Source organism: Nakamurella deserti, assembly GCF_003260015.1.
Classification (GTDB): domain Bacteria; phylum Actinomycetota; class Actinomycetes; order Mycobacteriales; family Nakamurellaceae; genus Nakamurella; species Nakamurella deserti.
In genome coordinates this window covers 617,506-631,348 of sequence record NZ_QCXS01000002.1, presented here as the reverse complement: position 1 = coordinate 631,348, position 13,843 = coordinate 617,506, and the positions used below count along the sequence as shown (strand labels likewise).

Annotated in this window: 14 protein-coding genes and 2 tRNA genes; 4 read left to right on the top strand and 12 right to left on the bottom strand. The window is 72.0% G+C overall.

Features of this window, described 5'->3' with window-relative positions; translation table 11 throughout:
* Positions 1–20: 20 nt before the first annotated feature.
* The 4 genes from DB033_RS03045 to DB033_RS03030 all read right to left on the bottom strand — a co-directional run bounded on the left by DB033_RS03045 (position 21) and on the right by DB033_RS03030 (position 2,309).
* Complete coding sequence (locus DB033_RS03045; protein ID WP_111765397.1) at positions 21–866, bottom strand: ABC transporter permease; 846 nt, start codon at positions 864–866, stop codon at positions 21–23.
* On the bottom strand, positions 863–1,834 hold the full coding sequence (locus DB033_RS03040; RefSeq protein WP_111765396.1) for an ATP-binding cassette domain-containing protein: 972 nt from the start codon (positions 1,832–1,834) through the stop codon (positions 863–865). The genes DB033_RS03045 and DB033_RS03040 overlap by 4 nt, the downstream gene beginning before the upstream one ends.
* 168 nt (positions 1,835–2,002) lie before the next feature.
* A complete protein-coding gene (locus tag DB033_RS03035) occupies positions 2,003–2,218 on the bottom strand; it encodes a hypothetical protein (protein ID WP_157970473.1) in 216 nt (71 codons plus the stop codon).
* 17 nt (positions 2,219–2,235) lie between these two features.
* Positions 2,236–2,309, bottom strand: a tRNA-Ile gene (locus tag DB033_RS03030).
* An 88-nt stretch (positions 2,310–2,397) separates the two neighbouring features.
* On the opposite strand from DB033_RS03030, the gene DB033_RS03025 reads away from it, so the two are divergent.
* Positions 2,398–3,531 (top strand): MBL fold metallo-hydrolase, encoded by a 1,134-nt coding sequence (locus DB033_RS03025; protein ID WP_111765394.1) that lies wholly within the window; start codon positions 2,398–2,400, stop codon positions 3,529–3,531.
* Positions 3,532–3,550: 19 nt separating this feature from the next.
* Here the strand turns inward: DB033_RS03025 and DB033_RS03020 are convergent, their stop codons facing one another.
* From DB033_RS03020 to DB033_RS21605, 3 genes are all read right to left on the bottom strand, one after another.
* On the bottom strand, positions 3,551–4,012 hold the full coding sequence (locus DB033_RS03020) for an SRPBCC family protein (RefSeq protein WP_111765393.1): 462 nt from the start codon (positions 4,010–4,012) through the stop codon (positions 3,551–3,553).
* Positions 4,013–4,143: 131 nt separating this feature from the next.
* Positions 4,144–4,581 carry an OsmC family peroxiredoxin gene (locus tag DB033_RS03015; protein ID WP_111765392.1) on the bottom strand — a complete coding sequence of 146 codons (438 nt, stop codon included), beginning with the start codon at positions 4,579–4,581 and terminating at the stop codon, positions 4,144–4,146.
* A gap of 57 nt (positions 4,582–4,638) precedes the next feature.
* Positions 4,639–4,773 carry a hypothetical protein gene (locus DB033_RS21605; RefSeq protein ID WP_276309189.1) on the bottom strand — a complete coding sequence of 45 codons (135 nt, stop codon included), beginning with the start codon at positions 4,771–4,773 and terminating at the stop codon, positions 4,639–4,641.
* A 76-nt stretch (positions 4,774–4,849) separates the two neighbouring features.
* Here DB033_RS21605 and DB033_RS03010 point away from each other — a divergent pair, with 76 nt between their 5' ends.
* Positions 4,850–5,137 (top strand): hypothetical protein, encoded by a 288-nt coding sequence (locus DB033_RS03010; protein ID WP_111765391.1) that lies wholly within the window; start codon positions 4,850–4,852, stop codon positions 5,135–5,137.
* 651 nt (positions 5,138–5,788) lie between these two features.
* Here DB033_RS03010 and DB033_RS03005 read toward each other — a convergent pair.
* The 5 genes from DB033_RS03005 to DB033_RS02985 form a co-directional block, all read right to left on the bottom strand.
* Positions 5,789–6,817 carry a glycoside hydrolase family 76 protein gene (locus tag DB033_RS03005; protein ID WP_240615708.1) on the bottom strand — a complete coding sequence of 343 codons (1,029 nt, stop codon included), beginning with the start codon at positions 6,815–6,817 and terminating at the stop codon, positions 5,789–5,791.
* Positions 6,818–7,504: 687 nt separating this feature from the next.
* Positions 7,505–8,779, bottom strand: coding sequence for a kynureninase (locus DB033_RS03000; protein ID WP_111765389.1), 1,275 nt, complete (start codon positions 8,777–8,779; stop codon positions 7,505–7,507).
* Position 8,780: 1 nt separating this feature from the next.
* Positions 8,781–9,500 carry a CPBP family intramembrane glutamic endopeptidase gene (locus DB033_RS02995; RefSeq protein ID WP_111765388.1) on the bottom strand — a complete coding sequence of 240 codons (720 nt, stop codon included), beginning with the start codon at positions 9,498–9,500 and terminating at the stop codon, positions 8,781–8,783.
* Entirely contained in the window at positions 9,500–10,432 is a 933-nt protein-coding gene (locus DB033_RS02990; protein ID WP_111765387.1) for an NAD(P)H-binding protein, read from the bottom strand. Before DB033_RS02990 ends, DB033_RS02995 begins: the two co-directional genes overlap by 1 nt.
* Positions 10,433–10,590: 158 nt before the next feature.
* Positions 10,591–12,810 (bottom strand): RecQ family ATP-dependent DNA helicase, encoded by a 2,220-nt coding sequence (locus DB033_RS02985; protein ID WP_111767194.1) that lies wholly within the window; start codon positions 12,808–12,810, stop codon positions 10,591–10,593.
* A 104-nt stretch (positions 12,811–12,914) separates the two neighbouring features.
* Between DB033_RS02985 and DB033_RS02980 the strand changes: the two genes are divergently transcribed.
* Together DB033_RS02980 and DB033_RS02975 are read left to right on the top strand one after the other, a co-directional pair.
* A tRNA-Asn gene (locus tag DB033_RS02980) sits at positions 12,915–12,987 on the top strand.
* A gap of 172 nt (positions 12,988–13,159) precedes the next feature.
* On the top strand, positions 13,160–13,723 hold the full coding sequence (locus DB033_RS02975; RefSeq protein ID WP_111765386.1) for a PH domain-containing protein: 564 nt from the start codon (positions 13,160–13,162) through the stop codon (positions 13,721–13,723).
* The last annotated feature ends 120 nt before the right edge of the window (positions 13,724–13,843 follow it).

The window sequence follows — 13,843 nt, the reverse complement described above, 5'->3', positions numbered from 1 at the left end:
GCCGCGACCGGGACACCCGGTCAGTCGGTGGTCCGCCGGCGGTACGACCGGATGGCCAGCGGCGCGAAGATCGCGGTCAGCAGCACCGACCAGCCGACGGACACCAGTTCAGCGTGCTGCAGTGGCCAGGCGGCGCCCGGAGTGGGTCCGGGCACGTTGCCCCAGAGCTCCCGCATGGCCTGCACCAACGCCGAGATCGGATTCCACTCGGCGATGGTGCGCAGCCAGGTCACCATGTTGTCGGTCGGCGCGAAGGTGTTGGCCAGGAAGGTCACCGGGAAGATGGTGGTGAACATGACCCCGTTCACGGCTTCCACCGACCGCATGGCCGAGCCCACCCAGATGCCCAGCCAGATGGTGGCGAAGCCGAACAGCAGCAGAAGCGCGAACCCCAGGACCGCTTCGCCGACGCCGGTACGGATCCGCCACCCGATCAGCAGGCCCGTCACCGCCATGACCACGATGCCGATGCTCGAGTGGATGAGCGCGGACACGCTGCGGCCGACCAGGACCGCGCTGGGCGCGATGGGCAGTGACCGGAAGCGGTCGATGATGCCCTTCTGAAGGTCGGCGGTCAGCCCGATGGCCACGATGAAGGCCGCGAACGCCATGGTCTGGCCCATGATCCCGGGCAGCAGCCACTCCCGGTAGCTGCCGGAGTCGGTCTGGATCGAACCACCGAAGACGAACGCGAACAACAGCACGAACATGACGGGCTGGATGGTCACGTCCATCAACATCTCGGGCTGACGGCGGATGTGGGTGAAGTTGCGGCGGACGAGGACACCCGCCTGCCGCAGCACGCCGGTGGGCCGTGCCTGCGGTCGCTCGACCGCGTCGAAGCTGCGGACCGTGGTGGTGGTCATGAGGCGGCTCCCGTCGTGTGGGTGGGGGTGTTCTCGGCCCGGTGACCCGTCAGGGCGAGGAACACGTCGTCCAGGCTCGGGCGCTTCAGCCCGAGGTCGTCGATCTCGATGGTGCTGTTCTCGAAGAGCACGGCGATCCTGGTCATGTCTGCGAGACCGCCTGCGGGTGCGGTGATCTGGCGGGCGGACTCATCGACGAAGACCTCGCTGACGTGGGCGCGCACCAGGTCCGCCGCGGCCGGCAGGTCCTCGACGTGCGAGACGGTGATGACGACCGCGGCCTCCCCCGACGAATCCTTGAGCTGCAGCGGGGTGCCGGCGGCGATGACCCGTCCGTGGTCGATGACGACGATCTCGTCGGCCAACCGGTCGGCCTCCTCCAGGTACTGCGTCGTGAGCAGCAACGTCGTCCCGTCGCGCACCAGCTGCCGCAGCACCTCCCACAACTCCAACCGGCTGCGGGGGTCCAGACCCGTCGTCGGTTCGTCCAGGAACAGCACCGGCGGGACCGCGACCAGGCTGACGGCCAGGTCGAGGCGGCGTCGCATGCCGCCGGAGTACTCCCTGACCACCTTGGTGGCAGCGTCGGACAGCGCGAACCGGTCGAGCAGGTCGTCGGCGATCCGCCGGGTGTCCTTCGTCGACAGGCCGTACAGCTTGCCGATCATCCAGAGGTTCTGCCGGCCGGTCAGCAACTCGTCGACGGTGGCGGCCTGGCCGGTGAGGCCCATCGACCTGCGGACCTCGTCGGGCTGGGTCGCGACGTCGTACCCGGCGACCCGGGCCCGGCCCGAGGTCGGCCTGGACAGCGTCGTCATCATCCGGACGGTCGTCGTCTTGCCCGCGCCGTTGGGCCCGAGCAGGCCCAGGACGGTGCCCTGCGGCACGGTGAAGCTCACGTCGTCGACAGCCCGGTTGTCGCCGAACTGCTTGACCAGATTGATCGCCTCGATGGCAGGTGCGGTGATGACGGACCCCTCTCGTCGATGCCGGCGGCTGACCCTGCGCGAAACGTCGCCGCTGGTCAGTCCACCCGCGCGGTCACGCCCTCGTCAACCGGTTTCGATGATGGCACCGCCCACCGACAGTCACCCCGATCACGGCAGATGGCGCTGTCCGGGCCACCGGATGAGGCCTCACCAGCCCCGGAAGCAGTCGGCCACGTCGACGATCAGGTGGCTGGGACCGGTGCTGTTGTCCGCCAGGGTGACGCTGCCGTCGGCGGCGCGGGGCACTGCCACCAGATCGGGCACGGTCTGGCCGCCCTCGAAGTTCAGGTCGGAGACATCGGGTCGGTCCGGTCCCGCGAACGCCGCGATGGTGCCGGGCGCGCCGGGTTCGGTCACGGTCACGTCGGCGACCACGAGTGTGGGGCGGGAGGGGCTCGAACCCTCGCCTGGCAGGTTATGAGTCTGCTGCTCTGACCGACTGAGCTACCGCCCCGCCGGAGAGCCTAGCGGCAGTTCAGCGGGGGATTGCGCCCTGCGCCGAACCCGCCTGGCCGCCTGCGCGGCCGGGTGACAATGTCGGGATGGTCTCCGTCCCGCGTTCCCTGTTGCCGTGCGTCGCCCGTCTGGTCACCGCGTCGGCGGCCGCGGTGGGCGCCGGCCTCCTCGTCCGGACGGGGAGCAGCGTCACCACCGCGTTCGGCGCGAGCTGGCGCCGCACGTCCGCCGGCCTGCCGGTGAGCGACCATTTCGACGGCACGTCGTTCCACAACCTGTTGCCCAGCGGGGTCATCTCCCCAGGGTCGATGCCCGGCATGGTGGCGGCGATGCTCACGCGGGGCGACATCGGCAAGCCGCCGCGCCCCGTGCCACTGGTCGCCTCCGACCACCGCGGCCCGGCGGCGGACCTCGCCGTGACCTGGCTGGGGCACGCGAGCGCGCTGCTGGAGATCGACGGAATGCGCGTGCTGGCCGACCCGGTGTGGTCGGAGCGGGTGTCGCCGTCGCAGCAGGTCGGGCCGAAGCGGATGCACGCGGTGCCGATCGCCTTCGACGACCTGCCGTCGATCGACGCGATCGTCATCTCGCACGACCACTACGACCATCTCGACCTCGACACCGTGCGGATGCTGCGCGACCGGCACTCGGCACCCTTCGTGGTTCCCCTCGGCGTGGGCGGCCACCTGCGGTCGTGGGGGGTCCCGGACGACCGTGTCGTCGAGCTGGACTGGGACGGGGTGCACCGCGTCGGCGACCTCACCTTCACCTGCATCCAGGCGCGGCACTTCTCCGGACGCAGCCTGAAACGGGACGACACCCTGTGGTCGTCGTGGGCAGTGGTCGGCCCGCGGCACCGCGTGTTCTTCGGTGGCGACACCGGCTACACGCCGACCTTCGCCGACGTCGGCGCGGCGCTCGGCCCGTTCGACCTGACGCTGATGCCGATCGGTGCCTACGACCCGCGGTGGGCCGACATCCACCTCAATCCGGAGGAGGCGGTCCGCACCCATCTCGACGTCCGGGGCGGGGTGTTGATGCCGATCCACTGGGCGACGTTCGACCTGGCCTTCCACGCCTGGGTCGAACCGGTCACCCGGTTGCTGACCGCCGCCGCCGCCCACGGGGTGTCGGTGCTGATCCCCCGCCCGGGTGAGCGGGTCACCGCCGTCACCGACAGCCGTGACGACGCCTGGTGGGAGTTCGCCGAGCGGTCCTGACCGACAGCCCGTCGGTCGCTCAGTCCTCGGCCTCCGGGCTGGTGTGGCCGGACTCCCCCTCCGCGATGAACGCCAGTCGCCGCAGTGTCTCCACGTTGCGCCACTTCAGCACCGGGTGCCGGACGACCCCGGGGACCAGCGTGCCCGGCCCCTTCACGGCGTCCTCGTACAGCGACACGGTGCAGCCGCCCGGGGCCGGCGTCGCTTCGATGATGACGTCGGCCTCACCGGCGGGCCAGCCCTTGGCCCGCATCATGATCAGTTCGTCGGGGACGAATTTCAGGACGGTCGTGACGTCGTCGATGAGCACGGGCCAGGTGCCGAAAGAGTGGTGCAGCTGAGAACCCTCCGCCGGCCAGTGGGCGTCGACCTGGCGCATCCGCGAGGCGCCGACCACCCACGACGGGTACAGCCAGCCGTTGCTGATCACCCGGAACACGGCCGCGGGACTGCACCGGAACAGACGTTGGTTCTTGCTCATCCTGCCCCTGCCTTTCGAGCAGTACGTCAGGCGCTCTGTTTCACCGTCCCAGGACCCTACGCGGGTCCCGGAAGCACGGAACCGGCGCCACCGCGAGGGTGACGCCGGTTCCGTCGGCCGTGCGGCTCGGTTCAGCTCTCGAGCGAGGCGTCCAGGGTGATGGTGACACCGGCGAGCGCCTTGGAGACCGGGCAGGTCTCCTTGGCGGCCTGCGCGGCCTGGGCGAAGCCCGCCGCGTCCAGTCCGCTGACCTCACCACGGACGGTCAGCTTGATGGTGCTGATCTTGAAGCCGGGGTTGTCCGGGCCGAGGGTGACGTCTGCGGTGACCTCGAGCGACTCCGGGGTGCCGCCGGCCTGGCCGATCAGCGCCGAGAGCTGCATGGCGTAGCAGGACGAGTGGGCGGCGGCGATCAGTTCCTCGGGGCTGGTGGTCCCGCCGGCGTCGTCGGCCGCGCGCTTGGGGAACGAGACCTCGAAGGTCCCGACCTTGGAGCTGGACAGCTCGACCTGGCCGCTGCCGGCCTCCAGGGTCCCGTTCCAGGCGGTGCGGGCGGTACGGACAGGCATGATTCCTCCACGGGTCACAGAAGTACGGCGGTCGCCGGCTCTGGGCAGGTACCCACGCTACGCGGGCGGGAAGCGACCGCGCCCGCCGATGACGGTGACCGCGTCGGGGCAGATGCGCTGCGACGCCGTGGGAGCGGGGCGCTCCAGCGGCCGCGGAGCTCGCCAGACGGCATTGTCGGTGGTGCGTGCCATGCTTCGCGCCATGGTCACCGAGTCGAACATACGAACGCTTCACCCCCTCCCACCACCGAGTGCCCACCCGTGCGCGATGTGCGGCTCGCGGGTCGACGTGGTCCTGTGCTCGTTCGCCTTCGAGCGCGTCCACCGCCGCGTTCCGCTGTGCCGGTCGCACCGCCAGCCGCTGCTGGAGATCGACCACTACACCCGTCCCGACGCCACCGCGCTCGAGGACGTCCCACCCGTGTGGCTGTCCAACGCGGCGCTCTCCGACCCCGGCACGGCTCGGATGCAGCGGCGGCTTCCTCGTCGCCGACCGCGACGGACGCCCTCGTACCGGGAGTCCCCCGGGCAGGTGCTCCTGATGCCGGTGCGCTGAGGCGGAACGAGGTCGTCCGGCGCGTGATGGCGGAAGGTGCTCCTGACGCCGGTGCGGTGACGCGCTGGGCGCGTGATGGCGGAAGCCCCCGGGCAGGTGCTCTTCATGCCGGCGCGCCCGGGCGCGATGAGGTCGTCCGGCGCGTGATGGCCGAAGCCCCGGGCAGGTGCTCCTCATGCGGGCGCGCCCGGGCGCGACGAGGTCGTCCGGCGCGTGACGGCCGAAGCCCCGGGCAGGTGCTCCTCATGCCGGCGCGCCCAGGCGCGACGAGGTCGTCCGGCGCGTGATGGCCGAAGCCCCCGGGTAGGTGCTCCTCATGCCGGCGCGCCCAGGCGCGACGAGGTCGCCCGGCGCATGACGGCGGAAGCCCCCGGGCAGGTGCTCCTGATGCCGGCGCGCCCAGGTGCGACGAGCGCGTCCGGCGCGTGACGGCCGAAGCCCCGGGCAGGTGCTCCGGACGCCGGTGCGCTGACGCAGGACCACGTCCTCGCAGGTGATGACGGCCGGGTCGGTTGCGGGGCGGCCGCCCGCGTGGGGGCCGGGCACGCTCGCCCCTCGCCGCTCGCCCTGCAGCCGCCGGGAGGGTGCCCGCGGACGCGCTCGCATTTGTCAGGGATCGCCACCGTCGCGCGAACGCCGCGAGCTCGGCCTTCAGCCCACCGGCAGCGTGGCCGCCGCTTCGAGCAGCATCCAGCCGCCGAGCTGCACCGACAGATCGCGCTGAGGTTGCCGGGACGAGCCGGTGGCCCCGTCGTCCAACCAGCCGGCCCCGGTGCTGCTGGGCACCTGCGCGCCGTTCGACCAGTCGTCCCCGAACAGCGGCAGGCCGGCGACCTCGGCCCGGTGGGTCCACGCAGCCTGAGCCGATGCGGTGACCAGCCGACCGGCGGCGTGGCGGGTAACGACGGCCTCCGCTCCGTCCCCCGGAAGCCCGACGGCGACCAGCGCCAGGTAACGGGCCAGGATGCCGGTGAACAGTCCCCCGTCACCGCCACCGTGGCCGCGCAGCACCCCGGCCGGTGCCAGATGACGCTCCACGGCGGCGACCAGTGGCGGCACCAGGGCCGCGAAACGCGTGGCGTCATCCCCGTCGCCCCGGTGGGCGAGCTCCACGCACGCCCCGAGGACCACGCCCTGGCAGTAGGTGTAGATCTCGCGCTGCAGGACCCCGCCGGCGCGGATCCCGTCCATGATCAGCCCGGTCGGTCGATCGAGCAGCCGGTCCAGCAGCCAATCGACGGTGTCGGCCGCCCGACGGACGTGTCCGAGTCTCGCCAGCAGGACCGCGGCCGGCCCGTTCGCGGGCGCGTTGCGGAAGTCGTCGCCGCGACGCCACGGGATTCCGCCGTCGGTGTCCGACCAGGAGCCGAGCAGCTCCGCGGTCAGCCGACGGATTGCGCCCGAGGCGTCGACGATCCCCGCGCTCCGCGCCCGCTCCAGAGACAACCCCAGCCATGCCATGTCGTCGTAGTAGTTGTTCGTCCAACGACCGCCGTTACGCCAGCGGATCCCCCGCGCCACCGCGGTGACACGCCCCCGGCGGACCGGGTCGGGGTCTCGCAACTCGGCATCGACGAGGCAGTCCAGCAGATGGGCCTGCCACCAGTAGTGCCAGCGCCGGTAGGTCCGGTCCGACCGGCTCGGCGGCCAGCCGACCACACCCAGCGCGGTCCCGGGCATCCCGTAAAGCGACCGGACATGCCGGCTGATCACGGCTCGCTCGGCCAGCGCCGCGCGCGCCGGTGCGTCCGCAGGAACGTCCGTCGGATCACCGGTCATGGTGCCCGTCCTGCACGGCGCGCTCCGGGCCCGGCCGGGACACCCGATCGCCGTCGGCGCCCACGGCATTCGACCACTCGACCACCGCTGGCCCCCACGGATCCCGACCGGACCACCCCGACCACCGCCGACCCCGGCACCGCGCTGGAATCACCCGACCACCACAAGGCCTTACGGCTACTGCCTGGAGCACCTGACCACCGCCCCCCACGGGATTCGACCGGACCACACAACCGCCGCGGGTCCCCATGGCACCCGACCGGGACGCCCAGCCACCGCCGTCCATGGCATTCGACCGGACCACACAACCGCCGCGGGCCCCATGGCACCGGACCGGGACACACGGCCACCGCCGCCCACGGCATTCGACCGGACCACACAACCGCCGCGGGCCCCATGGCACCCGACCGGGACACACGGCCACCGCCGCCCACGGCATTCGACCCGACCACACAACCACCGCGGTCCCCATCGCACCCGGCCACCGCCGCCCCCACGACTTCCTGCCGGGACCCTCGACCACCGTCAGCCCCCACGGTTTCGACCGTTGACACGGGCGGCCACCGCATCGCCCCGCGGCGGCATAGCTCAATCGACGTCGCGGATGGCGTCCCGCAGCGCGGCGAGACCGCGGTGCACCTCGGTGAAGGTGGTCGACAGCGGTGCGAGCCCGATGCGGATCGCGTCGGGGTTCCGGTAGTCCGGGATCACGCCGTCGGCCCAGAGCCGGTCGTTGACCTCCCGGAAGCCCGCCCGCTGGAGGGTGATGTGCCCGCCGCGGGCCGCCGGCTCGCGGGGCGTCGTCAGCCGGACGCCTAGGGGCGCGAGCCAGGCGTCGGACAGGTCTACCGCGAAGGTGGTCAGGGCCGTCGACTTGGTGCGGACCTCGGCCATCGTCGCGCGGCCGAGCTGCTCCAGAGATGCCGCGAGCGGCACGAGTCCCAGGATCGGCGGGGTCCCGGAGACGAAACCGCGGATGCCGTCGGCCTTCTCGTAGCCCGCCCCCATCACGAACGAGTCCTTGCGCCCGAGCCAGCCCCAGATCGGCTGCGACATGGCGGCCTGGTGCTCGGCACGCACATAGCCGAAGGCAGGTGCGCCCGGACCGCCGTTGAGGTACTTGTAGCCGCATCCGGTGGCCAGGTCGACGCCCCAGTCGTCGAGCTCGACGGGCACCGAGCCGACGGAGTGCGACAGGTCGGCGAGCACGAGACCGCCGGCGGCATGCGTCAGCTCGGTCAGTGCCCGGGCGTCGGCGAGGTAGCCCGAGCGGTACGCGACGTGACTGAAGACGACCAGAGCGGTCTGCGGGCCGAGCGCCGGGGCGAGCAGTTCGGGAGTGAGGCCGAGCTCCGGGTCGGTCTCGACCCAGCGGACCGTCATCCCGAGTTCGCCGGCGATGCCGTCCATCACGTAGCGGTCGGTCGGGAAATTGTCGGTGTCGACGACGATCTCGCTGCGGCCCGGCCGCTGAGCGACGCCGGCGCGGGCCAGCTTGTAGAGCCAGACGGTCGTGGAGTCACCGAGGACGACCTGTCCGGGTGCGGCGCCCAGCGCCAGTTCCCCGAGTCGGTCGCCCAGTTCCAGCGGCCGGTCCAGCCAGCCGTCGGTCCAGCCCCGGATCAGCCGGCCCGCCCACTCCTCGTCGATGAAGGCGGCCATCCGCTCGGCGGTGGCGCGCAGGGGCCGGCCCAGCGAGTTGCCGTCGAGGTAGGCGACGACGTCGGAGTGCGGACCGACAAGGAACTCGGCGACGTGGGCGGCGAGCGGGTCGTCGGCGTCGAGTGCGGCGGCGCGCGCCGCCCAGTCGACCGCTGCCGGGTCGGACGGCGCGACGTCCGTCGGGCGGAGGGTGTCGGTCATGTCAGCCCACCGCCGAGAACAGCGGAGGGAGCGCGAACAGCATGATGGAGGACCAGGTCACATGAGTCAGTATGGGGGCCAGGATGCCGCCGGTCGCCCGCCGCTGGAGGCCGACGACCACTCCGAGGATGAGCGCGGCGAACACGAGCATCGGATTGCCCGACGCGACCGTGGCCAAGCCGTACACGACGGTGGAGATCGCGACCGGGTGCTGCACGCCGATCGCGGCGAACAGCGCCCCCCGGAAGAAGATCTCCTCGGCGATGCCGTTCAGCGCGGTGATCAACGCGACCAGCGCGAGTGAGCCGTACCGGGCGTGCGCCAGCACGTTCTCGGTGTACTCCCGCAACGACGGGATCTGCGCGACGATCAGTGAACCGGCGATGAACACCGCGGCGGCGGCGATCCCGAGCAGGATCGGCGGCCACACGGGCCGCCGCAACGCGTTTCGCCACGACATCCGACCCAGGTGCAACGGACCGGACGCGAAACCACCGACGACCCACACCGCGGCCAGTCCGAACGTCAGGAGGTAGAAGACCGGATCGCCCGGTCGCACCGCGAGGGAGACCCCGAGCAGGGTCGCGCCGATCACCAGGGTGATCGCCACGACGATCCGTCGTCGCCGGAACGCGCTGTCGGACTGCCGGTGATCGCGTTCGACGCGGTCGATCAGCAGTGGGCGTACCGAGCGGGTGAAGCGATCCGGCAGGCGTCGCATCATGCGGGTTCGGCCGCCTCCTCCTGCGTCTCGTGCTCGCGTTCCTCCGCCTGGCTCTGCAGCGCGAGTTCCACGGCCTCGTCGTAGCCGATCAGCCGCCCGGGCAGCAGCCGGGTGATCTTGTCGTCCTTGACGACCACCTCGTTGGTCATGGAGTCGATCAGGTTGCGCGCGGTGGCCATGTCCACGTCGGTGACCAGCGCGAGCCATCCCGACGACAGACGCGGCGACAGCAGCGGCACCGGGATGATCGGCAGCTTGCGGTGCTTCATCACCTTCGCCGCGCGCCGCATCATGTCGATGTAGCGCAGGACGTCGGGCCCGCCGATCTCGTACGACACACCCTCGCTCTCGGGCTTGTCCAGCACGCCGACGAGGTAGCGGATGACGTCCGGCAGCGCGATGGGCTGGGTGCGGGTGTAGACCCACTTCGGCGCCAGCATCGCAGGCAGGTGCTTGACCAGCTGCCGGGTCATCTCCCAGGAGATACCGCCGTTGCCGATCACCACCGCCGCCCGCAGGCTCGTCACCGGGATGCCGTCGGAGGCCAGCAGCTTCTCGACCTCGCGGCGGGACTTGAGGTGCGGGGACAGGGCGTCGTCGTCGCTGCCGAGGCCGCCCAGGTAGATGATGCGGCGGACCCCGGCGGCGGCCGCCGCGGCCGAGAACGCCTGCGCGGCCTTGGCGTCCTTGTCCACGAAGTCGTTGGAATCCAACGAGTGCACCAGGTAGTAGGCGACGTCGACGCCCTCGAGGGGCGCGATCAGGCTGTCCGGGTCGAAGACGTCACCGGCCACGGCCTCGCCCTGACCCTGGTACGTGTCGGGATGACGGGTCATCGCCCTGACGTGATGTCCCTGGGCAAGCAGGGCCGGGACCAGATGGGATCCGATGAAGCCGGAGGCTCCGGTGACCAGCACAGAAAGGGGCATCCGGGCTGCTCCTTCCATGACATACGACGACGGTGACCGACGACGACCGGTGCGGCCGCCGATGCGGCCGTCACTCCACTTGTGCCCCACGCCCCGGACGACCATGCGTGCGGTCGCGTGCGTCCTGGATCACCGGCGCGGACGCATCCGATCCGGTCTCACCCGATCGCCAGTGTGAACGGTACGACGGTCGACGCCCCGGCGGCGCGGAGCACCCGGGCGGCGACGGCCAGCGTCCAACCGGAGTCCGTGCGATCGTCGACCAGCAGCACGCGGCGGCCGGTGAGCGGCGCGTCCGTGTCGAGCTCGAAGCGATCGGCGACGGCGCGGAGCCGTTGGGCCGAGTTGACGTCGTGGGAGCCCGACGGCCGGTCGGGTCGGGGCGTCAACCGGCCGAGCACGGGAACTCCCAGCACCCGCGCGGCGCCGGTGGCCAGGTGGCCCACCAGGGTCGGCCGGCCGGTCGAGTCCACGTAGACCACGCCGTCGAACGCGGATCCGCCGGCGCCCCAGGAGCCGTCAGGACCGCCAGGGCCGCCAGGGCCGTCAGGACGGTCAGGACCGTTCATGGACCGCAGCACATCGGCCATCGGATACCGCAACGGCACCGGCACCTCGCCGTCCGGCTGATCCGGGGCCAGCAGCTCCCGCAGGGCGGTGCCCCACCCGATACCGTCGAGTCGCGCGACGGCCCGGCCGGGTGAGAACTGCTCGGCCGCGGGGATCTTGCCGCTCATGCCGGTGAAGGACGAGCCGAACGTGGCCATCCCCGTCGGCCACATCTTGCGGGGTTCCACGCCGACCCCGGGACGTTGCAGGACCTCCCGGGCCGCCTCGACGCCCGCCCCCTCGGGCGCCCCGGGGAGGGTCAGTCCTCCGCAGGTGTCGCAACGCCCGCAGGGCTGGGCCTCGGCGTCGTCGAGCGCCAGCCGCAGGAACTGCAGTCGGCACCGGTCCGTGGCGATGTAGTCCAGCATCGCGTCCTGTTCGGCCTTGCGCGTCGACGCCACCCGCCCGTACCGCTGGGCGTCGTACTCCCAGGGCTGCCCGGTAGCGGTCCAGCCACCCTGCACCCGGCGGACGGCGCCTTCGACGTCGAGCACCTTGAGCAGGGTCTCCAACCGCGTGCGCCGCAGTCCGACGTGGGTCTCGATGGCGGCCGTGGACAGCGGCTTGGGGCTCTCCTCGAGCGCGCGGATGGCCGCTCTGACCTCGTGCTCGGGCGGGAACGCGAGGGAGCCGAAGTAGTCCCAGATGGCCTTGTCGTCGTAGCCCGGGAGCAGCACCACCGTCGCGTCGGCCACTCCACGGCCGGCGCGACCGACCTGCTGGTAGTAGGCGATCGGCGACGGCGGCGCCCCGAGGTGGATGACGAAGCCCAGATCGGGCTTGTCGAAGCCCATCCCGAGCGCCGAGGTGGCGACCAGCGCCTTCACCCGGTTCTGTTGCAGATCCTGCTCGGCGCGCTCACGGTCGGCCGGCGCCGTCTGCCCGGAGTAGCTCGCGACGTCGTAGCCGGCGCCGGTCAGGTATTCACTGACCTCGGCGGTGGCCGCGACCGTGAGGCAGTAGATGATCCCGGAACCGGTGAGCGTGCGCAGGTTCTCGGCCAGCCACGCCAGCCGGGTCGGCTGGTCCCCCAGCTTCAGCACCCCGAGATGCAGCGAGTCGCGGTCCAACGTGCCGCGCAGCACCAGCACCCCCTGGGCGGCGAGCTCGGTCTCGCCGGTGGCCGTGCCGCCGACGGACATCTGCTCGGCGACGTCGGCGATGACGCGGCTGTTGGCGGTGGCGGTGGTCGCCAGAACCGGGATACCGGTGGGCAGCTCGGCCAGCAGGGTGCGGATCCGGCGGTAGTCGGCGCGGAAGTCGTGACCCCAGTCGGAGATGCAGTGCGCCTCGTCGACGACCACCAGACCCGCGGACGCGGCCAGCGTCGGCAGCACCTCGTCCCGGAAGCCGGGGTTGTTCAGCCGCTCGGGCGACACCAGCAGCACGTCCACCTCGCCGTTGCGGATGGCGTCGTGCACCGCACCCCACTCGTGCAGGTTCGCCGAGTTGACCGTCACCGCCCGGATGCCGGCCCGCTGGGCGGCCTCGATCTGGTTGCGCATCAGCGCCAGCAACGGCGAGATGATCACCGTCGGGCCGGCACCGCCGGCCCGCAGCAGTGCGGTCGCGACGAAGTACACCGCCGATTTCCCCCAGCCCGTGCGCTGCACCACGAGCGCCCGGCGGCGATCGGCCACCAACGCCTCGATGGCCGTCCACTGGTCGTCCCGCAGTTGCGCGTCGGCGCGACCGACGAGCGCGCGCAACGCCGCCTCGGCGTCGGCACGCAGGGTCGTGGGGTCGGCGGAGACAGCGGCGGCAGGCATGGCCACGACGCTACGCAAGCCCACCGACAGAGCCGGAACGGTCTCGGGCACCGTCGGACATGGGCTAGTATTGACAGGCACTCGGGGCGACCCGGGGGCGGTGATCCCCCCTAGCTCAATTGGCAGAGCATCCGACTGTTAATCGGACGGTTATTGGTTCGAGTCCAATGGGGGGAGCTGAAGGCCAGGTCATCGACCTGGCCTTTCGTCATTTTCGGCGGGCACGTCACCGCCGACATCGCGCCACCGGGTCCCCGCCGCACCACCGCCACGAGGTCCCCCGCGACTGACACCCCGCCGCTGCCGGGCGCGACAGCGGGCGCCCGTCCCCACCGCCGAGGAGGCCCGGATGCGCACCTCCCCCGGCCGCCTGGTCGTCCACAGCAGGCTGCGGGCCGGCGCCGCGCTGGTCGGCATCGCGGCGGCCTGGCTGGGGGTGCGGGCCGTCCGGATGGGCGTCACCTGCGATGCCGAGGGGATGACCGCACGCGGCATCGGCGGTACCCGCCGCTACGCCTGGGCCCAGGTGGCGACCCTGGGCACCCGGGACCACGTGCTGCTGGCTGCCAGGCTCGCCGACGGTCGCGAGGTGGACCTGCTGCACTACCGCGGTCTCGGTGACCTGTCCACCGACCGCGTCGCCGCCGAGATCCAACGCTGGGGCGAGCGCCACTACCGGACCGGCCCGGCCGGGCCGGACGCACCGGTGGAGTCTCCCGCGGCCCGTCTGCCCCGTCCGGTGGCCTCGGCGCTCGCGGTCGCCCTGGTCGTCCTGGCCCTGACCGTCACGGCCTGGCTGGACGCCTGGGCCGGACTGGCCGCCGGGGCGGCGACCATGCTGACGGCCCGCCTCGCGCGACGCGGGCCCGGGGACGGCCGGACGTTCCGGGCGGTACCCCCGGAGGCCCGGTGATCCGGCCCCCGTTTCACCCGCTCGGGCACGCCGCGGTCGAACCCGCCGGCGCGCATACCGCAGACTGGTCGCACACGTCCACACCGACGGTCCTGCGCCGACCCCGCGCCCCCGGCCGTC

What these genes read in the sequence shown, in the direction of transcription:
- DB033_RS03010 (WP_111765391.1), top strand. Translation starts at nt 4,850, where the DNA reads ATGTGCGGCTCGCGGGTCGACGTGGTCCTGTGCTCGTTCGCCTTCGAG.
- DB033_RS02990 (WP_111765387.1), bottom strand. Translation starts at nt 10,432, where the DNA reads ATGCCCCTTTCTGTGCTGGTCACCGGAGCCTCCGGCTTCATCGGATCC.
- DB033_RS03005 (WP_240615708.1), bottom strand. Translation starts at nt 6,817, where the DNA reads ATGCCCGGGACCGCGCTGGGTGTGGTCGGCTGGCCGCCGAGCCGGTCG.
- DB033_RS03025 (WP_111765394.1), top strand. Translation starts at nt 2,398, where the DNA reads ATGGTCTCCGTCCCGCGTTCCCTGTTGCCGTGCGTCGCCCGTCTGGTC.
- DB033_RS02975 (WP_111765386.1), top strand. Translation starts at nt 13,160, where the DNA reads ATGCGCACCTCCCCCGGCCGCCTGGTCGTCCACAGCAGGCTGCGGGCC.
- DB033_RS03045 (WP_111765397.1), bottom strand. Translation starts at nt 866, where the DNA reads ATGACCACCACCACGGTCCGCAGCTTCGACGCGGTCGAGCGACCGCAG.
- DB033_RS03000 (WP_111765389.1), bottom strand. Translation starts at nt 8,779, where the DNA reads ATGACCGACACCCTCCGCCCGACGGACGTCGCGCCGTCCGACCCGGCA.
- DB033_RS02985 (WP_111767194.1), bottom strand. Translation starts at nt 12,810, where the DNA reads ATGCCTGCCGCCGCTGTCTCCGCCGACCCCACGACCCTGCGTGCCGAC.
- DB033_RS02995 (WP_111765388.1), bottom strand. Translation starts at nt 9,500, where the DNA reads ATGCGACGCCTGCCGGATCGCTTCACCCGCTCGGTACGCCCACTGCTG.
- DB033_RS21605 (WP_276309189.1), bottom strand. Translation starts at nt 4,773, where the DNA reads ATGGCACGCACCACCGACAATGCCGTCTGGCGAGCTCCGCGGCCGCTG.
- DB033_RS03015 (WP_111765392.1), bottom strand. Translation starts at nt 4,581, where the DNA reads ATGCCTGTCCGTACCGCCCGCACCGCCTGGAACGGGACCCTGGAGGCC.
- DB033_RS03020 (WP_111765393.1), bottom strand. Translation starts at nt 4,012, where the DNA reads ATGAGCAAGAACCAACGTCTGTTCCGGTGCAGTCCCGCGGCCGTGTTC.